This window comes from Halomonas sp. CKK8 (genome assembly GCF_029625235.1).
GTDB lineage: Bacteria > Pseudomonadota > Gammaproteobacteria > Pseudomonadales > Halomonadaceae > Halomonas > Halomonas ventosae.
On record NZ_CP121193.1, the window covers coordinates 454461 to 473818 of the forward strand.

A 19358-nucleotide genomic window follows, 5' to 3' on the forward strand; every position below is an offset into this window, starting at 1 on the left:
TCAGGCACGAGCTTGATTGGGCAGGATGGATAAAGCGTGGAAATTAATCTGCTACGAGTTTTTTCCCACAAGGAATTATCTGAATTCCTTAGGAAAGGTAGTGACCTGGAAGTAGATTTTTTTGACGGAATCGTATCCCATCGAGTCGCTGGATAGTTTCAATGCGTCGGCGACGGCATCGCAAGCGGAGTGGTGGATATTGGCATCATTCCGGGATGCCGGTAGTCCGAATTTCTGGCACAGATGATCCACCATAGTGGCAATGGCTTTTCTCTTGAAAGAGTGATTCGATGGCGGCCGGCCCCGCCGAGTTCTTAAGCCGCTTTTCCGCACTCGACGGGAATATTCAACAAACTCGTCAGGCGCTTTTCGCCCTTGTTCTAGACATGCATCAAGGCGCTCATTGATGGCCTGCTGGGCGATACGGCTGCCTTTTTCGGCCTGCCGGACCAGTGCGACGCGTTGATCTGGTCGGCCTTGGGGATCTGCCCATTGCCGGTACAGGCGCAGCGTGAACGCCTCATGGTCCTGGCTGGTCGCCGCGCGCATGAAGAGCGGCACCATTTGCTTCGCCTCTTCTACGGCAGCCTGATAGGTGTCGTCAGCCATGGAGAACGGCCTCCAGTGGCACGACATTACCCGCCTCGAATTCCTGCCTTTTCTTTTCGAGATAATCAGCAATCTTCTGTGCATCTGGTCGCAGGTAGCGCACGTCCTCAAGATCGCTGTAGTTCGCCAGCGTGACGTCCTGATTCTGCGCGTGATTCATCAGCGCTTTGCAGCGCCACAGTTCGACGTGGCAGGCGCCCGCCACAGCCCGGAAGGTGCGTCGCAAGTCGTGCGCGCTGACTTTGACGCCCGTCGCATCTTCCAGCTTCGCCAGCGGGCCGCGCACCTCCTTGATATGGCTTTTTCCGCTGCGAGAGGGGAAAACGTAGCCTGCGTCGATAGGGCAGCGGCCCTCCAGCACCGCCAGGGCCTCGCTGGACAGCGGTAGCGTGATGTCCGTGCGGTTCTTGGTGTCGGCCAGCCAGATTGAGTCGTCTTCCAGGTCGACTTGCTCCCATCGCAATGCCGATGCCTCGCCCAGCCTTAGCCCGGTGAGCGCCAGCAGGGCCACCAGGTCGGCAGATGCGCGGCTGGCAGCGGACAGGGCGGGATCTTCGCGCAGGGCGCACACGGCCGACCACCAGGCGCCCACCTTCTCCAGTGGCACATAGGTGTTCCGGGCTCTCGGCCTATGCCACATCTTGGATTCCGCCAGCACGTCAACCGGGTTCTCCGGCAGCACAGGGTGATCGTCCGGCGTGCGGTAGGCCGCGCGGGCATAGTTGAGCAGGGCGCGTAGCACGCGGAATGCTTGGTTGGCCTGCGCGTGGGAACTGTCGCTGACATCGCGAAAGCGCTTGAGCACCTTGTCTCGAGTGATCTCCACCACCGGGCGGTCCGCCCAGGCCGGAAAATTGTGATCCAGGTGCCGGCGAATATCTCGAATGCTGCGCGGCTTCAGGTCGCGACGATCCCTGATGTAGCTCTCGACCACTTGGCGCAGCGTGACCGCCAGGGCCTGCTCGCGCTTCCGCTCGTGGACCGGGTCGGTGCCATCGGCCATCTCGCCGAGACGGATCTGCGCCCGTTTCCTGGCCAGCTCGGCCGTGAGGACGCCATGGCGGCCCAGGGTCAGCCGACGCTGTTTGCCGTTGACACGGCGTTGCACGATGTAGGAACGGGTGCCGCTGGGGACCACGCGCACGCCAAAGCCGGGAAGTGCCGAATCCCACACCAGCCGCTCGCCCGTTTCCGGGGGCGTCAGCCGCTCCACCGTCGTCTTCGATATCTTGATCTTCATGCCTGCCTCCTGAATCCGCCGGGCGAGAGAATAACCGGAGAATAACCGCTTTCCGTCAAACTCTATCTAGGACCGTCGGATTCAGTATGGCGCTAAAAGCATGATTCATCAAGGATGTGGTGGTTATAGTGGGCTCAGTCAAAGGCAGTCAAAGGCGAGACCGAAGGATTCAAAATCCGCCGGGTGCAAGCCCTTGTCGGTTCGAGTCCGACCGCCGGTACCAGCCTGACGCCAGATCTGAAACAGCCGCCTTGGGGCGGCTGTTTGCATTTCTGCCCCTACATCTTGTTGGCTCACCGGTACCTGCTTGCCTGGCCGTGCTTTCCGCAATGACCATGCTCAATCGACGCTGGTGTCCCGGAAGCCGGCATTGATCAGGCAGTAGATCCCGTAACCGAACAGGCCGAGGGCCACCACGCCCAGCAGCCAGGGGCCGAAGGGCTGTCGTGCGAGCACGTTCAGCGCGCCGCCGAGCCCCTGGGCCTGGCTGGGGTCGGTTCGCCATGCCGCCAGGCACAGGAAGAGCCCGATGATCACGAAGACCACCCCGCGGGCCGAGAGGCCCCAGCGGGTGATGCCCTCGAAGAAGCGGCGCTGGGTCGTGGCCATCTCCTGGTGGTGCCAGTTCTTGAGGTAGGAGCGGGTGATGGCCCGCCACAGCTGGCGCAGGCCGACGCCCAGGAACACCAGGCCGACCGCGAAGACCAGGATCACGCCGCCCCGGTGGCTCATCAGCAGGGCGGTGCGATCCTGGGCGGCGGCCTCCCCCGAGGACATCGCCACGTTGCGCAGCAGGTCGAAGCAGTAGACCCCCAGGCTGCCGTGGGTGAGGCTGCTGACGAAAAAGCCCAGCCGGGTCCCGACGCCCTTGAGGCCGAGCCCCACGTCCTCGGTATCCAGCAGGGCCTGCAGCAGGCGCCAAATGGCATAGGCGAAGAGCCCGGCGCCGAGCAGGCCCAGCATGACGTCGCCGAAGGGGCGGGCGACCAGCTGGTTGATCGCTTCCTTGGAGCCGACGTTCTCCCCGCCCAGCCCGGCCGCCGCCAGCGAGGCGAGGCCGCCGATCAGCAGGTAGACGATGCCCTTGGCGACGTAGCCGGCGCGCGCCGCCAGGGCGAGGCCGTGCTTGAGGCGTGTCTCGGGGCGTGGCATGGCGGCTCCTGGAGTAGGGGGTCTGTCGCCGTTCAGGCCAGGTTGAGGATCACCAGTGCCAGGGTGCCGCCGGTCAGGGCGTAGCCCAGCAGGGCCATCAGGCCGTCGTTGGCGAGCAGGGCCAGGGCGAAGAGCGTCAGGGCCAGGCCCGCCCCGTTGGCGGTGAAGGGCACCACCTCCATGGGCGGCATGGCCAGGGCAATCAGCAGGCAGGTCAGCGCCACGGCGAGGTGGGCCGGTGGCCGTGTGAGCTGGACGAGTCGCTGCTTGAGCAGGCGGTCGACCCAGCGGGCCGGGCGCTCCATCCAGCGGGTGGCCTCGGTGAAGCGCGCCCGCGAGACACGGCGCTCCAGCAGCCAGGCGGGCAGCCAGATGTGGTCCCGGCCGACCAGCAGCTGGACGGAGGAGAGCACCACCAGGATGGCCATCAGGGTCGGCACCCCGGGGATGTCGCCGACCAGCGGCGCCAGGGTGATCAGTCCGGCGACCAGCAGGAAGGGGGCGAAGGAGCGCCGGCCCACGCTGTCGAGGATCGCGCCTAGGCTCACGCTCTCCTGGCGCTGGCCGGCGTGCTGGACCCTCTCCAGCACGCCGGCCAGGTTGGTCGGGGGCACCTGCTCGGGGGCGTCGCAGGTCTCACCGGCCATGGTGCCGCCTCCCGGTCCAGAGCAGCAGGACGCCGAGCAGCAGCAGCGCCGGCCCCACGAAGGCGACCGGGCTGGAGGCCCACCAGCCGACGATGGGCAGGATGGCGCCGAGGATCAGCAGGGCGATGGCTAGGGTCCGGACCGTCATGGGCAGCGTCTCTGTCGAGGTGTGTCGACAGTGTAGCGTCGCGAGCGAGGGCTCTGCAGCCCCGCGGGACTGTCGCCTTGCCCCGGGATGGCGTAAGGTAGTGGCAACACAGTCCTTCGCCCGTCCTCGGGTGGAGGGCTGTTTTCGTTGGTTACCCCGGAAAACGTGCAATCAGCGTTGACGGTGCCCAGGAGGTCTCATGGCGACGCGTCCCCCCATCATCATCAACCGGCTCGATGCCGAGCGCCTGCAGCGGCTCATTGACGAGGCCGACGACAAGGACCTGGCGGTGGCCCGCTCCCTGGAAGAGGAGCTGGCGCGCGGCGAGGTGGTCGACCCGCAGCAGATTCCCGAGGATGTGGTCAGCATGTGCAGCCAGGTGCAGTTCACCGATCTCGACCGCGATCGGCAGATCATCCGCACCCTGGTCTATCCCCATGCGCTGGCCACCACCGAGGACGGCATCTCGGTGATGGCCCCCGTGGGCGCGGCCCTGCTCGGCCTGCGCATCGGCGATACCATCGACTGGCCCCTGCCGGGCGGTCGCGAAGTGCAGCTGCGCATCGATGCCATCCTCTGGCAGCCCGAGCGGGAAGGCCAGTTCCACCGCTGAGCCCCGATCCATCCTGACACTGGAGGTTCCTGCATGCCTTTCTCGCTCTGGCTCTCGCTGGCCGCAGTCTGCGCCATGGGGGCCATGTCGCCCGGGCCCAGCCTGGCCCTGGTGTTGCGCCATACCCTGGGCGGCGGGCGCCTGCCCGGCGTCGCGGCGGGCCTCGCCCATGCCCTGGGCGTGGGTTTCTATGCGTTGCTCACGGTGTGGGGCCTGGGGGCGCTGATCGTGCGCTTCCCGCTGCTGTTCCAGGCGATCACTTGGGGCGGGGCAGCCTACCTGGCGTGGCTGGGGATCAAGGCCCTGCGCGCGGGGCGGGCCGGCGCCATGGATGCCGAAGCCATGGCCACCAGCGGTCGCCAGGCAGCCCGCGAGGGCGTGCTGGTGGCGCTGGGCAACCCCAAGCTGATTCTCTTCTTCATCGCCCTGCTCAGCCAGTTCGTGACCCCCGAGATGAGCCTCGCGGCCAAGGCGCTGGTGGTGCTCACGGCGATGATCATCGACGGCGGCTGGTACGTGCTGGTAGCGGTGGGCCTGTCCCACTCGCGGGTGCTGCCCTGGCTGCAGGCCCGGGCCCACTGGCTCAACCGCATCACCGGCGTGCTGCTGCTGGCGCTGGCGCTGCGGGTGGTGGCCGGGCCCATCGCCTGAGCTATTGCGTTGATGTGCGTCATGCTCCTGTCCCGGTGACCCAGGCGTTTTGCTGATACGCTGAAGCTTAGTGCCCTGGTGGGAATTTCCTGGATGAATGATCTGACGATGCAGGCACAGCGGCTGGCGGTGGTGCTCGAGGAGGATCCCGATGCCGCCGCCACCCTGTCGCTGCAGCTGCGCACCTTGGGCATGGAGTCCCGCTACTGCCGGCACGGCCAGCACCTGATCGGCGAGGTCATGGCGCGGCGCCCGCAGCTCGTGATCATGGCCCTGGAGTTCGGCCAGCAGGATGGCATCTCCATGCTGCGCCGGCTGGCCGAGTGTGGCTACCGTGGCCGGGTGCTGCTGCTCAGCGGGGTCGAGCGCAAGATCGTGCGTATCGCCGAGCGGCTCGGCCAGGCCCTGGGGCTGCAGATGCTGGCCTCGCTCGACAAGCCGATGCGGCTCATGGAGCTGCGCGAGTGCCTCGAGGCCCTGGGAAGGGTCCATCCCCCGGGGGATGCCCCCGCCGCCACGCCCCCCTGTCGCATCGAGGAGCTGGACCAGGCCTTCGCTCGCCAGGAGATCACCCTCCACTACCAGCCCCAGTTCGAGCTCGCCAGTGGCCGGCTGAGCGGCGTCGAGGCGCTGGTGCGCTGGGCCCACCCCGAGGCGGGCCTGCTGGTGCCCGGCCGCTTCCTGCCGCTGCTGACGCCCGACCAGAACCGTCACCTGACCCGCCGCGTGCTGCAGCTGGCGCTGGAGGATGCCGCCGGCTGGCGCCGGGCCGGCCTCTCCCTGTCGCTGTCGGTCAACGTCACCGCCGATGACCTGATGTGCCCGGAGCTGCTCTCCCTGGTCAGCGAGGCCCGCTGCTCGGCGGGTGATGCCCCCGTGGTGCTGGAGATCACCGAGACCGCCGCCATGGAGGACGAACTGCTCGGCAGCGAGGTCGCGGCCCGGCTGCACCTGGGGGGGCTGGAGGTCTCGGTGGATGACTTCGGGGTGGGCTTCTCGTCGCTGGCCCGGCTGCAGCTGCTGCCGATCAGCGAACTCAAGGTCGATCGCAGCTTCGTCAGCCGCCTGCTCGAGGATGCCCAGGATGCGGCCATCGTCGAGGCGGTGGCCCTGCTGGGGCGCCGGCTGGGCATCCGGGTGGTGGCCGAGGGGGTCGAGGACCTCGCCTGCCTGGGCCACCTGGAGCGCTACGGCTGCACCCATGTGCAGGGCTTCGGCCTGGCGCGGCCCATGCCCGCCGCGGAGATCCTGGCGCTGGCCGGCGCTCAGTCGCCGATGCGCGCCAGCAGCGCCGCCAGCGGTGCGTCGCCGGGCAGCACCCCGTAGGCCGGTCCGGCCTCGTCACCCAGCCGCGAGCGGCAGAAGGTCTCGGCCACCTCCGAGGGAGCATGGCGCAGCAGCAGGGCGGCCTGCAGGCACTGGGCCAGCCGCTGGGCGAGCCAGCGGGCGCGTGGCTCCAGCGAGGCGGGCGGGGCGGCCAGCTCGGCGTCCAGCCCGGCCAGGGCGCGGTCGAGCTCGACCTGCTGGCCGCGCACCGCGGCGAACTCGGCCTGCAGCGCCGCCAGGGCTTCCGGGTGGCGGTCCAGCACCCGCAGCAGGTCCAGGCAGATCACGTTGCCCGACCCCTCCCAGATCGAGTTGACCGGCGCCTCGCGGTAGAGCCGGGCCAGCGGTGCCTCCTCCACATAGCCGATCCCCCCCAGGCACTCCATGGCCTCGGCCATGAAGCCGGGTGTGCGCTTGTTGTGCCAGTACTTGGCCAGGGTCGGCAGCAGCCGTGACAGGGCCCGCTCCCCGGGGTCGCCACGCGCGGCGCCATCGAAGGCCCGGGCGGTCCGCATCACCAGCGCCAGGCCGGCCTCCACCTCGAGCGCCATGTCGGCCAGCAGCACCCGCATCAGCGGCTGCTCGGCCAGCGCCCGGCCGAAGGCGTGGCGCTCCCGGACATGCCGCCAGGCCTCCACGAGTGCCTGGCGCATCATGCCCACCGGGGCGGTGGCGGCATCCAGCCGCGTCTGCTGGACCATCTCGAGGATGGTGGCGATGCCGCGACCGGGCTCGCCCACCGGCTCGGCCCGGGCGCCGCGGTACTCGATCTCCGCCGAGGCATTGGCGCGGTTGCCGCACTTCTCCTTGAGGCGCTGCAGTTCGATGGCGTTGCGCTCGCCCTCCGCGGTGACGCGGGGCACCAGGAAGCAGGAGAGCCCCTCGTCGGTGCGGGCCAGGGTCAGGAAGGCATCGGACATGGGGGCGCTGCAGAACCACTTGTGACCGGTCAGACGCCAGCCGTCCGCCGAAGGCTCGGCGCGGGTGGTGGCGAGGGGTTCGGCTCGCGTGGAATTGGCGCGCACGTCGCTGCCGCCCTGCTTCTCGGTCATCGCCATGCCGAAGGTCAGCCCGCTCTTCTCGCCTGCGGGCAGCAGGCGCGGGTCGTAGTCCCAGGCCAGCAGCCCCGGCGCCCAGTGCGCCTCGACGGCAGGCGTCTGGCGCAACACCGGCAGGGCGGCATGGGTCATGGTGACGGGGCAGCAGAAGCCGGGCTCGGCCTGGGTCAGCAGGTAGAGGGCGGCCACATGCGCCTGGTGGCCGCCGGCCCCCTCCTCCTGCCAGGCCACCGCGTGCCAGCCATGGTCAATGGCCAGGTGCATCAGCTCGTGGTAGGCGGGGTGGTAGGCCACCTCGTCCAGGCGCCGCCCATGACGGTCGAAGAGGCGCAGTTCCGGGGGATGGCGGTTGGCAGTCTCCCCGAGTTCCTGGACCCGGGCACTGCCGGCCTCCCGCCCCAGCGGGGCGAGGCGCCTGGCGACCCACTCCGGGGCCTCCCGGGCCAGGGCCTCCTGCAGCGGGGCATCCCCGGCGAGCAGGTCGCGGTCGCTCGGTGGCGAGGGCTGGTTGGTCACCTCGTGGGTGGCCAGCCGGGTGCGGGGGGCGGGGTCGGGCATGGTCGGGCTCCGCGATAGAGGCCTGTCATGAGCATGGTCGTCGCCCCGGGAGTGGTCAACGCACGGCGTGACGCTGTCGCCGTGACTGGGTAGGCTGAAGGCATTTCCCCGGGAGTCCCCCATGAGCGCCGATGCTTCCCTACCCGAACCGCCGGCCGAGCCGCTTATCGCTGACGAGCAGATCCAGCTGGTGGATGCGCGCAACCGCCCCTGCGGCAGCGCCCCACGGGCCGCCATGCGCCGCTTCCGGTTCTGGCACCGGGCCACCTATGTGGTGGTGCGCAACCGCCGCGGCGAGCTCTGCGTGCAGCGTCGCACCCTGACCAAGGAGGTCTTCCCGGGCGGGCTGGACCTCGCCGCCGGCGGGGTGGTGGGGGCCGGCGAGGCGGTCCACGTGGCGGCCCGCCGCGAGCTCGCCGAGGAGCTCGGCATCCGGGGGGCGCCGCTGCGTCACCTGGGCGGCTTCGTCCATGACGCGGGCGGCAACCACATCTTTGGCAGTCTCTTCCTGGTCGACCACGACGGCCCGCTGACGCTGCAGGCCGAGGAGGTGGCCGATGCCTTCTGGCTGCCGCCCCACGAGGCCCTGGCCCTGGAGGGCGTCACCCCGGATACCCGCCAGGCGGTGGAGGCCCTGCTGGCCGGCGGCGAGCTGGAGGCGGGGCGATGAACCGGCCGGAGCGACTCTCAGACCTGGAGGCCGTGCTCGCCGCCCTGGAGGGGGTGGTGCTCGGCAAGTCGCGGGAGGTGCGGCTGGCGCTCTGCTGCCTGCTGGCTCGCGGCCACCTGCTGATCGAGGACCTGCCGGGGCTCGGCAAGACCACCCTGGCCCAGGCGCTGGCGCGGGTCGTGGGCCTGGACATGCAGCGCCTGCAGTTCACCAGTGACCTCTTGCCCGCCGACGTGCTGGGGGTCTCGGTGTTCGACCCGCGCGAGGCGCGCTTTTGCTTCCATCCCGGGCCGGTCTTCCATGGCCTGGTGCTGGCCGACGAGATCAACCGCGCCACCCCCAAGACCCAGAGCGCGCTGCTCGAGGCGATGGAGGAGGGGCGGGTGACCGTGGAGGGCGAGACCCGGGCGCTTCCCGATCCCTTCTTCGTGATCGCCACCCAGAACCCCCAGGAGCAGGCGGGGACCTTCCCGCTACCGGAGTCGCAGCTCGACCGCTTCCTGATGCGCCTCTCGCTGGGCTATCCGGACCCCCGGGCCGAGCGCGAGATCCTGCGCGGCCGGGCCGGGCGAGTGAAGCTCGAGGCGCTGATGTCGCTGCTCGACGCCGAGCGCCTGCGCGGCTGGCAGGCGCGGCTGGACGGGGTCCATGTGGCCGATGCCCTGCTCGACTACGTCCAGGCTCTGGCCGCGGCCAGCCGCGAGCATCCGGAGCTCGCCTGGGGGCTCTCCACCCGGGGGGTGCTGGCCCTGCTCCAGGCGGCCCGGGGCTGGGCGCTGCTCGAGGGGCGCGATCACGTGCTCCCCGAGGATGTCCAGGCGGTCTGGGTGCCGGTGACGGGCCACCGGCTGAGCAGTGGCCCCCGGGAGGAGGGCGAGGCGCTGGCCCGCCACCTGCTGACCCGCGTGGCGGTGATGGGGTGAAGATGGCCACCGCGACGCCCCCCGGCCCCCGCCCTGTCGGGCGGTTGCGCCACTGGTGGCTGCGTCGCCTGGCCGCCTCGATGGATCACCCCCTGCCCCAGCGACGGCTGTTCCTGATCCCCACCCGCTTCGGCCTGGGCTGGGCGGTGCTGGTGGTGGTGCTGCTGCTGTTCGGCATCAACTACCAGAACAGCCTGGCCTACGGGCTGGCCTTCTGGCTGTTCAGCGTCGGCGTGGTGGTGCTGCTGCGCGGCTGGCTCAACCTGCTCGGCGTCATCCCGGGGCTGCGCCTGCCCCGCGAGGCCTTCGCCGGCGGCGAGGCGCGCCTGGGGGTGGTGCTGAGGACGCGCCGCGACCGCACGGCCCTCGAGCTTCGCTGCGACGGCGCCCGGGGGCAGGTGGATATCGTCGGCGGCCTCGGCGAGGCCGAGCTGGCCCTGCCGACGCCCCGGCGCGGGGTCCAGGCGTTGCCCTGGCTGCGCCTCGAGACCCGCTGGCCGCTGGGGCTGGTCCGGGTGGTGGCCTGGGTGCGCCACGATGCCGAGCTGCTGGTGTGGCCGCACCCGGTGGAAGAGGATGAGCCGGTCGTGCGCCACGTCGGGGCCGGCCTGGAGGCCAGCGACTTCGCGGGGCTGCGCCGCTTCCAGCCCGGCGACAGCCCGGGGCGGGTGGCCTGGAAGCAGTGGAGTCGCACCGGGGTGCTCGCCACCAAGGCGTTCAGCGCCCCGCCGCGCCGCCAGCTGTGGCTGGACTACGCCGCCTGTCGCGGTGACCCGGAGCGGCGCCTCTCGGTGCTCTGTGCCCGGGTGCTGGCCCACCACCGTGCCGGCGATCGCTATGGTCTGAGGCTGCCGGGCTTCACCCTGCCCCAGGGTGAGGGGGAGGCCCAGCGGCGACGGGCGCTGGATGCCCTGGCGCGCTTCCCGGCGACCCGGCCGGAGGGTGGGGCATGAGCGCCCCGCGTCCCGCCAGGCCGGCGGTCCCGGCCGTGCTGGCGGATGGCCGGGGGCTGAGCGGGGGGATGCTGCGCCAGCTGTTCATCGGCCAGTGCCTGGTGCTGGCCCTGCACCTGGCCTGGATGCCGGCCTGGCTGGTGGCACTGGCCCTGGCGGTGGCCGGCTATCGGCTCGTGCAGCTGCGTCGCGGCCTGCCGCGTGCCGGCATCCTGCTGCGACTGGCCGCCGTGGGCGGGCTGGTGCTGGCGCTGTGGCTGCAGTTCGGCACCCTGGGCAGCATGGACGGGCTGGTCGGCCTGCTGCTCGGCGTCTACCTGCTCAAGCTGCTCGAGACCCATGACCGGCGCGACGCCCGGGTGGTGGTGGTGATCGGCCTGGTGACCACGGCCGTGGCCTTCCTGCATGACCAGGGGATTCCCATGGCCGCGGGTGCCCTGCTGGCGGTGGCCTGGCTGCTGCAGTCGCTGGTCTGGCTCTCCGGTGCCACCGGGCTGCGCCAGGCCTGGCGGGAGACGGCCTGGCTGCTGGTGCTCTCGGCCCCGCTGATGGCGCTGCTGTTCGTCACCTTCCCGCGCCTGGGGCCGCTGTGGAGCATGCCCCAGATGGACCGGGCCGCCACCGGCCTCACCGACGAGATCTCCCCGGGCGACATCGCCGAGCTGTCGCGCAGCGACGCGCGGGCCTTCCGGGCCCGCTTCGCGGGGCGCCAGCCTGCCCCCGACGAGCGCTACTGGCGGGTCTACACCCTGTCGCACTTCGACGGCATCCGCTGGTCGCGAGCCACCCCCGACCAGCTGGCCGTCGCCCTGGAGCGCCCGGCCGATGCCTTCGTCCGCGAGGCGGCGCGCTCCCCCTGGCAGGCACAGGAGAGCGCGCGCTTCAGCGCCGAGCTGCTGCTCGAGCCCGACAGCCGACCCTGGCGCCCCTCGCTGGGCACGCCGCTGGCAAGCGACAGCCGCCAGCGCTTCCTGGCCGACGGTACCCTGGAGGGGCTGACGCCGCTGAGCTCGCGCAGCCTGCTGAGGCTCGCCAGCAGCGGGGCGCCGCCCCTCTACCCGGACCCCGCCGGGTCGCGCTGGCACCGCCTGCTGCCCGACGGCGCCAACCCCCGTACCCGGGCCCTGGCGGGGCGGCTGTGGCGCGAGAGCGACGGCGACCCCGACGCCTACCTGGCGGCGATGATGGCGCGCTTCGGCGAGGCCCCCTATCGCTATACGCTCTCGCCGCCCCGGCTGGTCGGCGAGCACCGTGTCGATGACTTCCTGTTCGACAGCCAGGCCGGCTACTGCACCCACTACGCCTCGGCGGCTGCGGTGATGGCGCGCATGGCGGGCATCCCGGCGCGGGTGGTGGCTGGCTTCCTGGGCGGCGAGCGGCACCCGGATGGCCACTTCACGGTCAGAGACTATGATGCCCACGCCTGGGTGGAGGTGTGGCGCGACGGTGCCTGGCGGCGCCTGGACCCCACCGCGGTCATCGCCCCGGAGCGCATCGAGCAGGGCGCCCAGGCGGTCGATGACGGCGCCGAGGCCTTCCTGGCGGATGCCCGCTTCTCGCCGCTGCGCATGCGCGAGGTGGGCTGGGTGAACCGCCTGCGCCTGGAGTGGGAGCGCCTGGAGTACCGCTGGCAGCGCGGGGTGGTCGGCTACCAGCGCGAGTCGCGCCGCTCGCTGATGGCAAGGCTGGCGGGGTGGTGGCGCGAGGCCTGGGCCCGGCTGGATGCGCTGCTGCCCGGTCGCGGTGCCGTGACCACCGCGCTGGTCCTGGTGGGGGTGCTGGTCGTGGCGGCGGGCCTTGCCCTGCTGGTCCAGCGAGGCTGGCATCGGCACAGGCGCCGGCGCGACGAGCGGTGGCTGGTGGGCCAGCTGCAGGCCTGGCTGGCCCGGCACGGCCTGGCGGCCCACGCCGGGGAGTCCCCCGCCGCCCACCTGCGGCGCATCGCGCCCCGGGCCGGGCCGGCAGGGCGAGCGCTCGAGGAGTGTGCCCGGGACCTCGAGCGGCTGGCCTATGCGCCCCTCGAGGCGGCCGAGCGGCGCCAGCGTCAGCGCCGGCTGGCGCAGCGGGTGGCCGAGGTGCGCCGCCTGCTGCCGAGGCGGCGGCGTGGCCCTGGCGGGGCTGGCGCGTGAAGGGCCGGCGTGTCATCGTAGTGGGTCAGAGAGCGAGCCCGATCCATGTCCATCCATGACCACGAATGCCGCACCCAGAGCGGCGAGCCCTTCAACCTCCGCGCCCTGCGTGGCCAGGTGCTGCTGATCGTCAACGTGGCCAGCCAGTGCGGCTTCACGCCCCAGCTGCGTGACCTCGAGCGCCTCTACTGCCGCTATCGCGACCGGGGCTTCACCGTGCTGGGCTTTCCGTGCAACCAGTTCGCCCGCCAGTCGCCGGAGTCGGCGCTGGACTTCTGTCACTTTGCCGAGCACGAGTATGGGGTCTCCTTCCCGCTGATGGAGAAGGTCAGGGTCAATGGCAGCGGCGCCCATCCGCTGTTCGTCGAGCTGAAGCGCCAGGCGCCGGGCGTGCTGGGGACCGGCATGGTCAAGTGGAACTTCACCAAGTTCCTGGTCGGCCGCGATGGCCGGGTCATCCGCCGCTTCTCCCCCCGCGATGGCGAGGTGGCGTTGCGCGAGGCACTGGAGAAGGCCCTGGACGAGCCCTGAAGGGACGAGCCTATGGCCGGGTCATCCTGCGCCGTCAGGGCGTCTCGCCGCGCTCGACCAGCACCCGTCCCATCAGCTCGTTCCAGCGATGCCGGGTCATCATGGTGGTCAGCCCCGAGAACAGCGCCCAGCTCTTGCGCCGCCAGCCGTTGAGCCGCAGGTTGTGGGCCACCAGCTGCTTCATCAGCTTGTAGTCGTCGAACGAGCGCCACTCGCCGGCCACCGACATCTGGTGGCGCGCCAGCACCGGGGCAAGCTCCAGGCGGAAGACCCACTCCAACTCGCGCACGGTCAGGTCGTGGCGCTGGATGACCGCGACCATGCGCGCATAGTCGGTCTCGCGGGGCTCGCGCTCCAGCCAGAGCGGGGCCAGTGCCAGCCACAGCTCGCCGCGCTCGTCGACCAGCGTCTGTGCATCCATCGCTACCCTCCTGCCACACTCGTTGCCCGGGACGAGCATCCTGCACCAGCCATGCGACGGCCTCAAGGGCGGACAGCCGCCGCCGGGGCCGCTAGAATGTCGCCCACTGTCCCTTCGATCCAGCCATCCGGCGCATTCATATTCCCCCATGCGGACGGGAGCGGTTGTCCCGCCCGCCGGAAAACAACGAGGTCTGACGTGATCATCAAGCCCAAGGTACGCGGTTTCATCTGCACCACCACCCACCCCGTCGGCTGCGAGAAGAACGTGCTCGAGCAGATCGAGGCGACTCGTGCCCGCGGCCTGGACAAGGCCCGGGGTGACGAGGAACAGCGGCCGAAGAAGGTGCTGGTGATCGGCGCCTCGAGCGGCTATGGCCTGGCGGCGCGCATCACCGCCGCCTTCGGCTACGGCGCCGACACCCTGGGCGTGTTCTTCGAGAAGCCGGGCACCGAGAAGAAGCCGGGCACGGCGGGCTGGTACAACAGTGCCGCCTTCGACCGGTTCGCCAAGGCCGAGGGGCTCTACAGCAAGTCGATCAATGGCGACGCCTTCTCCCACGAGGCCCGTGAGAAGGCCATCGAGCTGATCCAGCAGGACCTGGGCCAGGTCGACCTGGTGGTCTACTCGCTGGCCTCGCCGGTGCGCAAGCTGCCCGACAGCGGCGAGCTCAAGCGCTCCAGCCTCAAGCCGATCGGCGAGACCTATCGCGCCACCGCCATCGACACCAACAAGGATGCCATCATCGAGGCCGAGGTGGAGCCCGCCACCGAGCAGGAGATCGAGGACACCAAGGCGGTGATGGGTGGCGAGGACTGGGAGCTGTGGATCGAGGCCCTGGACCGCGCCGGCGTGCTGGCGCCGGGCGCGCGCAGCGTGGCCTTCAGCTACATCGGCACCGAGATCACCTGGCCGATCTACTGGCACGGGGCCCTGGGCAAGGCCAAGGAGGACCTGGACCGCGCCGCCGGCGAGATCGACAGGCGCCTCTCCGCGACCGGCGGCGGCGCCAACGTGGCGGTGCTCAAGTCGGTGGTGACCCAGGCCAGCGCGGCCATCCCCGTGATGCCGCTCTACATTGCCATGGTCTACCGGGTGATGAAGGAGAAGGGCCTGCACGAGGGTACCATCGACCAGCTCAACCGCCTCTTCGGCGAGCGCCTGTACCTTGGTGAAGGGCAGGGCAGCGCCGAGACCGACGAGGCCGGCCGCCTGCGCCTGGACGACTGGGAACTGCGCGATGACGTCCAGCAGGCGTGCAAGGACCTCTGGCCGAAGGTGACCACCGAGAACCTCTTCGAGATCACCGACTACGCCGGGTACAAGCACGACTTCCTGAAGCTGTTCGGCTTCGAGCGCGACGACGTCGACTACGACGCCGATGTGAACCCGGTGGCGGACTTCGATGTCGTGAATCTGTAGGAGCCCACGTTTCTGGCCACTGCCAGGGGCGCGGGACGCGGATCCCAGCCAATGGAGGTGTGCCATGGATACCCGGGAGAGCAAGACGCCGGAAGAGGAACTGCAGCATTTCAAGGAGGTCAGCCAGCCCGAGGACTTCGAGCATCCCGAGCCGGATGAAGACCAGCCCGAGGCGAAGGAGTCCCCCCATGGGCTGCACCGGGTGTTGCCCATCGTCATCGTGTTGATCGGGATCCTCGCGGCGGCCATGCTGCTGCTGAGCGGCAACGCCCAGTAGGCGGCAGTCGCCGCGGGCCTCTCCTCGCGGCGGGGCTGTGGATCTTCCCGGCCTTGGGTAAGATGGGGGCTTTGCCCAGCCCCGGCACCCACCCAAGGCCAGATTCGCATGCCCGAGCCTCTCGCTTCCCTTCGTCCGGCGTCACCGACGCGGCATGTCGGTGTCGTGGTGCTGCCCGGCTTCTCCCTACTGGCCCAGGCCTGTGCCACGGAGCCGCTGGCGGTGGCCAACCGCCTCGAGGGGCGTACCCTCTATCGCCTCACCACCTTCGCCTGCGCCGCCGGCCCGGTGGCCAGCGCCTCCCAGCAGGCGCTGATGCCCCAGGCGGGCATCAACGAGGTGGATGAGCCCCTCGACCTGCTGCTGGTATGCGCGCCGGGCCCGCTCTCCGGCAGCGTCCCCGCGCCCCTGATCGAGTGGCTGCAGCGGCTGGCCGGGGCGGGCGTGCTGCTGGGCGGCATCGGCGGTGGCACCGAGGTGCTGGCTCGGGCCGGGGTGCTGGATGGCTACCGGGCGACACTGCCCTGGCAGCGCTTCGATGCCTTCTCCGAGGCCTTCCCCCGCGTGCGCCTCTCGCGCCAACTCTTCGAGATCGACCGCGACCGCCTGACCTGCGGCGGCGGCACTGCCGCCATGGACATGATGATGACCCTGGTGGGCAGCCAGCATGGTCCCCGGTTGGCCGAACGCATCTCCGAGCACTTCGTGCTGGAGCGCATCCGCATGGGGGACGAGCCCCAGCAGGTGCCGTTGCGCTCGCGGCTCGGCCATGCCCCCGAGAGCCTGGCCGAGGCGGTGGCGCTGATGGAGGCCAATATCGAGGAGCCCCTGACCACCCACGAGCTGGCCGAGCACCTGGGCATCTCCCGTCGCCAGCTCGAGCGACTGTTCAAGAAGTACCTGCAGGCGGTGCCCAGCCGCTACTACCTGGACCTGCGCCTGCAGCAGGCGCGTCGCCTGCTGCGCGAGAGCGACCGCCCCGCCGGCGAGATCGCCCTGCAGACCGGCTTCTCCTCGGCGGCGCACTTCTCCACCGCCTACCGCAACCACTTCGGCATCACGCCCCGCGAGGAGCGGCTGGCCTGACCCTCTCACGCCCTGGAGGCCCGATGAGCGCGCTGCGGCCCCACCTCTTCCTGCTGCTGGTGGTGACGATCTTTTCCGGCAACATCCTGGTCGGCAAGGCCCTGGCGGACCTGCCGCCCTTCACCATCTCGCTGGGCCGGGTGGCCATCGCGCTGGTGGTCATGCTGCCGCTCGGCTGGCATCAGGCCCGGCACGGCTGGCCGGTCTTCCGGCGCCACTGGCGACCGCTGCTGGGGCTGGCGCTCTCCGGGGTGGCCTTCTTCAATGCGCTGATCTATGCGGCGCTGAAGTTCACCTCGGCGACCAACGTCGCCATCCTCGAGAGCCTGATCCCGGTGGCGACCCTGCTGCTCAGCGTGCTGCTGCTCGGCGAGCGCTTCAGGCCCCTGCAGTGGTTCGGCGTGGTGCTCTCCCTGGGCGGGGCGGTGGTGGTCATCACCGCCGGGGAGGGCGCCGAGCTGGTGCCCGGCGGGGTCAACCCCGGCGACCTGATCATGCTGCTGGCGGTGCTGGTCTGGGTGGGCTACTCGCTGCTGGTCAAGGAGCACATGGCGCGCTTCCCGCGCTACGGCGGGCTGCTGGTCATGCTGGTGATCGCCAACCTGGCGCTGGCACCCATCGCCCTGCTGGAAGGGGCCTGGCAGGTGGTGCCGCGGCTCTCCAGCGCCGAGCTGGCCGGGCTTGGCTATCTCGGCATCTTCCCCTCGGTGGTGGCGCTGCTGCTCTACAACAGCGCCCTGGCCGACATCGGCCCGACACGGGCCGCGGTCTACCTCAACCTGCTGCCGGTGGTCACCATGCTGGGGGCCTGGTGGTGGCTGGGAGACCACATCCTGCCGGTGCAGGTGGCCGGCAGCCTGGTGGTGATCACCGGCGTCTGGTGCACCATCGCGCCGCCCCGGCAGCGGGTCGCGCGTCCCGGCTGATCAGGCGGGGCGGGCCAGCAGGGCGCGGAACAGCGAGCCCATCATCACCGGCGTGTCCTGCTCGATGACGAAGTCGGCCGCCTCCAGCAGCGACCGGGCCTGGCGGGTGATATCGGTGGCGATGGCCGAGGTGAGGGCGTTGAGGCCGCGTCGAGCCAGGCCGGCCGGCCGGTCATCGGCCTGGAACTTGTCCATCACGCAGAGCTGGCCCTCCGGCTTCAGCACCCGCCGGGCCTCGGCGAGCCCCTTGGCGGGGTCGGGCATCACCGCGAGGATCAGGTGCATCACCACCACATCGAAGTGGTCGTCGGGGTAGTCGAGGCGCTCGGCGTCCATGACCTCGGCCTGGACGTCCCGGCCCAGCACCTCGGCGCGCTGCCCGAGGCGCCTGACCATGGCCGGGGAGAGGTCGGTGGCGTGCAGCTCGACGTCCCGCGGCAGCCAGGGCAGGTCGAGCCCGGTACCGGCGCCGACCAGCAACACCCGCATGCCGGGTTGCCAGGTCACCTGGCCGAGCGCCGTGCGGCGGGCCGCGCGGAAGGCGCGCTCGGCCACCAGGTCGTAGACCGGGGCATAGAGCCCGTAGCGGATCCGGTTCCAGGCCGTGGTGTTGAACATCTCGGGCTCCTCGTCGGTGGGGGTGTCCTGCGGCGCGCCGGGGGCGGCAAGCAGGCTCCCTTATTACACAACTCGCCGTCCCATTGCTGAAAGCCTCCCGCGCCGCCGCTCCCTATACTCGAGGGTTAGTTGACCCGAATGATAGTTGATCCGTCATGCCAGGAATGGAGAGCGACATGAGCCAGACCCCGACCCGCGCCGACTTCGACCACTACATGGTGCCCAACTACGCCCCACAGAGGGCGGTCCCGGTGCGCGGCGAGGGGAGTCGCCTGTGGGACCAGGAGGGCCACGAGTACATCGACTTCGCCGGCGGCATCGCCGTCAACGGCCTCGGGCACTGCCATCCGGTGCTGGTGGAGGCCCTCACGGCCCAGGCGAACAGGCTCTGGCACCTCTCCAACGTCTACACTAACGAGCCGGCCCTCAAGCTGGCGCGCAGCCTGGTCGAGCGCACCTTCGCCGACAAGGTCTATCTCTGCTCCTCAGGTGGCGAGGCCAACGAGGCGGCCCTCAAGCTGGCACGGCGCTGGGCCCATGACCACCATGGCGAGCACAAGCACCGCATCGTCTCCTTCTCGCAGTCCTTCCATGGCCGCACCTTCTTCACCGTCAGCGTCGGCGGGCAGCCCAAGTACTCCCAGGGCTTCGGCCCGGTGCCGGGGGGGATCGTCCATGGCCAGTACAACGACCTGGACAGCGTGCGCAACCTGATCGACGACGACACCTGCGCGGTGATGGTCGAGCCGATGCAGGGGGAGGGCGGCATCATCCCCGCCGACCCCGCCTTCCTGCAGGGGCTGCGCGACCTGTGCGACGCCTTCGACGCGCTGCTGATCTTCGACGAGGTGCAGACCGGGGCGGGGCGCACCGGCTCGCTCTATGCCTACCAGCAGTACGGCGTGACCCCGGACATCCTGACCAGCGCCAAGTCGCTGGGCGGCGGCTTCCCGGTGGGCGCCATGCTGACCACCGACCGGGTGGCCCCGGCCATGGCCATCGGCACCCACGGCTCCACCTACGGCGGCAACCCGCTGGCCTCGGCCGTGGCCCTGGCCGCCGTGGAGTTCATCGATACCCCGGAGGTGCTCGAGGGCGTCAAGCGGCGCCATGACCTCTTTCGCGAGCACCTCGAGGCGATCAACCGCCAGCATGGCGTGTTCCGCGAGATCCGCGGCATGGGCCTGCTGATCGGGGCCGAGATGGCGCCGGAGTACGAGGGGCGGGCCAAGGACATCCTGCCGCTGGCCCTCGAGGAGGGGCTGATGGCGCTGATCGCCGGCCCTAACGTGCTGCGCATGGCCCCCTCGCTGGTGATCCCCGAGGCCGATATCGCCGAGGGCATGGCGCGTCTCGAGCGGGCGGTGGCGCGCCTGGTGGCGGGGCAGTGAGGCCCGGTT

The 19358-nt window shown here is 70.4% G+C and carries 21 protein-coding genes; 13 read left to right on the plus strand and 8 right to left on the minus strand.

The window, feature by feature from the left end; genetic code table 11:
- Positions 1–75: 75 nt before the first annotated feature.
- The 5 genes from P8934_RS02215 to P8934_RS02235 all read right to left on the minus strand — a co-directional run bounded on the left by P8934_RS02215 (position 76) and on the right by P8934_RS02235 (position 3796).
- Positions 76–609, minus strand: a complete 534-nt coding sequence (locus tag P8934_RS02215) for a hypothetical protein (protein ID WP_278032717.1) — start codon at positions 607–609, stop codon at positions 76–78.
- Complete coding sequence (locus P8934_RS02220) at positions 602–1849, minus strand: integrase family protein (RefSeq protein ID WP_278032718.1); 1248 nt, start codon at positions 1847–1849, stop codon at positions 602–604. Before P8934_RS02220 ends, P8934_RS02215 begins: the two co-directional genes overlap by 8 nt.
- A gap of 339 nt (positions 1850–2188) precedes the next feature.
- Positions 2189–3001, minus strand: coding sequence for a DUF1206 domain-containing protein (locus P8934_RS02225; protein WP_278032719.1), 813 nt, complete (start codon positions 2999–3001; stop codon positions 2189–2191).
- Between the two features lie 32 nt (positions 3002–3033).
- Positions 3034–3648 carry an exopolysaccharide biosynthesis protein gene (locus tag P8934_RS02230; protein WP_278032720.1) on the minus strand — a complete coding sequence of 205 codons (615 nt, stop codon included), beginning with the start codon at positions 3646–3648 and terminating at the stop codon, positions 3034–3036.
- Complete coding sequence (locus P8934_RS02235; RefSeq protein ID WP_166644645.1) at positions 3638–3796, minus strand: hypothetical protein; 159 nt, start codon at positions 3794–3796, stop codon at positions 3638–3640. The genes P8934_RS02230 and P8934_RS02235 overlap by 11 nt, the downstream gene beginning before the upstream one ends.
- A gap of 199 nt (positions 3797–3995) precedes the next feature.
- On the opposite strand from P8934_RS02235, the gene rnk reads away from it, so the two are divergent.
- From rnk to P8934_RS02250, 3 genes are all read left to right on the plus strand, one after another.
- Positions 3996–4409, plus strand: coding sequence for a nucleoside diphosphate kinase regulator (rnk, locus tag P8934_RS02240; RefSeq protein ID WP_278032721.1), 414 nt, complete (start codon positions 3996–3998; stop codon positions 4407–4409).
- Between the two features lie 33 nt (positions 4410–4442).
- Positions 4443–5060, plus strand: coding sequence for a LysE family transporter (locus tag P8934_RS02245; RefSeq protein WP_278032722.1), 618 nt, complete (start codon positions 4443–4445; stop codon positions 5058–5060).
- Positions 5061–5153: 93 nt separating this feature from the next.
- Positions 5154–6386, plus strand: a complete 1233-nt coding sequence (locus P8934_RS02250; protein WP_278032723.1) for an EAL domain-containing response regulator — start codon at positions 5154–5156, stop codon at positions 6384–6386.
- Here P8934_RS02250 and P8934_RS02255 read toward each other — a convergent pair.
- Complete coding sequence (locus P8934_RS02255) at positions 6326–8002, minus strand: acyl-CoA dehydrogenase family protein (protein ID WP_278032724.1); 1677 nt, start codon at positions 8000–8002, stop codon at positions 6326–6328. The genes P8934_RS02250 and P8934_RS02255 overlap by 61 nt on opposite strands.
- Before the next feature lie 121 nt (positions 8003–8123).
- On the opposite strand from P8934_RS02255, the gene P8934_RS02260 reads away from it, so the two are divergent.
- Genes P8934_RS02260 through P8934_RS02280 form a run of 5 tightly spaced genes read left to right on the plus strand, consistent with a single transcriptional unit; the run spans position 8124 to position 13208 of the window.
- Positions 8124–8672 (plus strand): NUDIX domain-containing protein, encoded by a 549-nt coding sequence (locus P8934_RS02260; RefSeq protein ID WP_278032725.1) that lies wholly within the window; start codon positions 8124–8126, stop codon positions 8670–8672.
- Entirely contained in the window at positions 8669–9595 is a 927-nt protein-coding gene (locus P8934_RS02265) for a MoxR family ATPase (protein WP_278032726.1), read from the plus strand. The genes P8934_RS02260 and P8934_RS02265 overlap by 4 nt, the downstream gene beginning before the upstream one ends.
- Before the next feature lie 2 nt (positions 9596–9597).
- On the plus strand, positions 9598–10548 hold the full coding sequence (locus tag P8934_RS02270) for a DUF58 domain-containing protein (protein ID WP_278033986.1): 951 nt from the start codon (positions 9598–9600) through the stop codon (positions 10546–10548).
- Entirely contained in the window at positions 10545–12677 is a 2133-nt protein-coding gene (locus tag P8934_RS02275; RefSeq protein ID WP_278032727.1) for a DUF3488 and transglutaminase-like domain-containing protein, read from the plus strand. Before P8934_RS02270 ends, P8934_RS02275 begins: the two co-directional genes overlap by 4 nt.
- A gap of 45 nt (positions 12678–12722) precedes the next feature.
- Entirely contained in the window at positions 12723–13208 is a 486-nt protein-coding gene (locus P8934_RS02280) for a glutathione peroxidase (protein WP_278032728.1), read from the plus strand.
- Positions 13209–13242: 34 nt separating this feature from the next.
- Here the strand turns inward: P8934_RS02280 and P8934_RS02285 are convergent, their stop codons facing one another.
- On the minus strand, positions 13243–13629 hold the full coding sequence (locus P8934_RS02285; RefSeq protein WP_278032729.1) for a hypothetical protein: 387 nt from the start codon (positions 13627–13629) through the stop codon (positions 13243–13245).
- A 198-nt stretch (positions 13630–13827) separates the two neighbouring features.
- On the opposite strand from P8934_RS02285, the gene fabV reads away from it, so the two are divergent.
- The 4 genes from fabV (at position 13828) to P8934_RS02305 (ending at position 17340) form a co-directional block, all read left to right on the plus strand.
- The gene (fabV, locus tag P8934_RS02290; protein ID WP_278032730.1) at positions 13828–15051 is read left to right on the plus strand and encodes an enoyl-ACP reductase FabV; all 1224 of its coding nucleotides are present in this window, start codon (positions 13828–13830) and stop codon (positions 15049–15051) included.
- Positions 15052–15115: 64 nt separating this feature from the next.
- The gene (locus tag P8934_RS02295; protein ID WP_133637443.1) at positions 15116–15328 is read left to right on the plus strand and encodes a hypothetical protein; all 213 of its coding nucleotides are present in this window, start codon (positions 15116–15118) and stop codon (positions 15326–15328) included.
- A 108-nt stretch (positions 15329–15436) separates the two neighbouring features.
- Complete coding sequence (locus P8934_RS02300; RefSeq protein WP_278032731.1) at positions 15437–16414, plus strand: GlxA family transcriptional regulator; 978 nt, start codon at positions 15437–15439, stop codon at positions 16412–16414.
- Between the two features lie 23 nt (positions 16415–16437).
- Positions 16438–17340: a DMT family transporter gene (locus tag P8934_RS02305; protein WP_278032732.1), complete on the plus strand. Its 903-nt coding sequence runs from the start codon at positions 16438–16440 to the stop codon at positions 17338–17340.
- On the opposite strand, the gene P8934_RS02310 is transcribed toward P8934_RS02305, so the two are convergent.
- Positions 17341–17958, minus strand: coding sequence for a class I SAM-dependent methyltransferase (locus P8934_RS02310; protein WP_278032733.1), 618 nt, complete (start codon positions 17956–17958; stop codon positions 17341–17343).
- Between the two features lie 176 nt (positions 17959–18134).
- Here P8934_RS02310 and P8934_RS02315 point away from each other — a divergent pair, with 176 nt between their 5' ends.
- A complete protein-coding gene (locus tag P8934_RS02315) occupies positions 18135–19349 on the plus strand; it encodes an aspartate aminotransferase family protein (protein WP_278032734.1) in 1215 nt (404 codons plus the stop codon).
- The last annotated feature ends 9 nt before the right edge of the window (positions 19350–19358 follow it).

Bases quoted from the DNA above. Each gene is read 5' to 3' on its own strand.
- P8934_RS02270 (WP_278033986.1), top strand. From the start codon at position 9,598: ATGGCCACCGCGACGCCCCCCGGCCCCCGCCCTGTCGGGCGGTTGCGC.
- P8934_RS02275 (WP_278032727.1), top strand. From the start codon at position 10,545: ATGAGCGCCCCGCGTCCCGCCAGGCCGGCGGTCCCGGCCGTGCTGGCG.
- P8934_RS02235 (WP_166644645.1), bottom strand. From the start codon at position 3,796: ATGACGGTCCGGACCCTAGCCATCGCCCTGCTGATCCTCGGCGCCATC.
- P8934_RS02250 (WP_278032723.1), top strand. From the start codon at position 5,154: ATGAATGATCTGACGATGCAGGCACAGCGGCTGGCGGTGGTGCTCGAG.
- P8934_RS02300 (WP_278032731.1), top strand. From the start codon at position 15,437: ATGCCCGAGCCTCTCGCTTCCCTTCGTCCGGCGTCACCGACGCGGCAT.
- P8934_RS02265 (WP_278032726.1), top strand. From the start codon at position 8,669: ATGAACCGGCCGGAGCGACTCTCAGACCTGGAGGCCGTGCTCGCCGCC.
- P8934_RS02285 (WP_278032729.1), bottom strand. From the start codon at position 13,629: ATGGATGCACAGACGCTGGTCGACGAGCGCGGCGAGCTGTGGCTGGCA.
- P8934_RS02225 (WP_278032719.1), bottom strand. From the start codon at position 3,001: ATGCCACGCCCCGAGACACGCCTCAAGCACGGCCTCGCCCTGGCGGCG.
- P8934_RS02230 (WP_278032720.1), bottom strand. From the start codon at position 3,648: ATGGCCGGTGAGACCTGCGACGCCCCCGAGCAGGTGCCCCCGACCAAC.
- P8934_RS02245 (WP_278032722.1), top strand. From the start codon at position 4,443: ATGCCTTTCTCGCTCTGGCTCTCGCTGGCCGCAGTCTGCGCCATGGGG.
- P8934_RS02315 (WP_278032734.1), top strand. From the start codon at position 18,135: ATGAGCCAGACCCCGACCCGCGCCGACTTCGACCACTACATGGTGCCC.
- P8934_RS02260 (WP_278032725.1), top strand. From the start codon at position 8,124: ATGAGCGCCGATGCTTCCCTACCCGAACCGCCGGCCGAGCCGCTTATC.
- P8934_RS02310 (WP_278032733.1), bottom strand. From the start codon at position 17,958: ATGTTCAACACCACGGCCTGGAACCGGATCCGCTACGGGCTCTATGCC.
- P8934_RS02305 (WP_278032732.1), top strand. From the start codon at position 16,438: ATGAGCGCGCTGCGGCCCCACCTCTTCCTGCTGCTGGTGGTGACGATC.
- P8934_RS02295 (WP_133637443.1), top strand. From the start codon at position 15,116: ATGGATACCCGGGAGAGCAAGACGCCGGAAGAGGAACTGCAGCATTTC.
- P8934_RS02215 (WP_278032717.1), bottom strand. From the start codon at position 609: ATGGCTGACGACACCTATCAGGCTGCCGTAGAAGAGGCGAAGCAAATG.
- P8934_RS02255 (WP_278032724.1), bottom strand. From the start codon at position 8,002: ATGCCCGACCCCGCCCCCCGCACCCGGCTGGCCACCCACGAGGTGACC.
- P8934_RS02220 (WP_278032718.1), bottom strand. From the start codon at position 1,849: ATGAAGATCAAGATATCGAAGACGACGGTGGAGCGGCTGACGCCCCCG.
- P8934_RS02280 (WP_278032728.1), top strand. From the start codon at position 12,723: ATGTCCATCCATGACCACGAATGCCGCACCCAGAGCGGCGAGCCCTTC.
- rnk (WP_278032721.1), top strand. From the start codon at position 3,996: ATGGCGACGCGTCCCCCCATCATCATCAACCGGCTCGATGCCGAGCGC.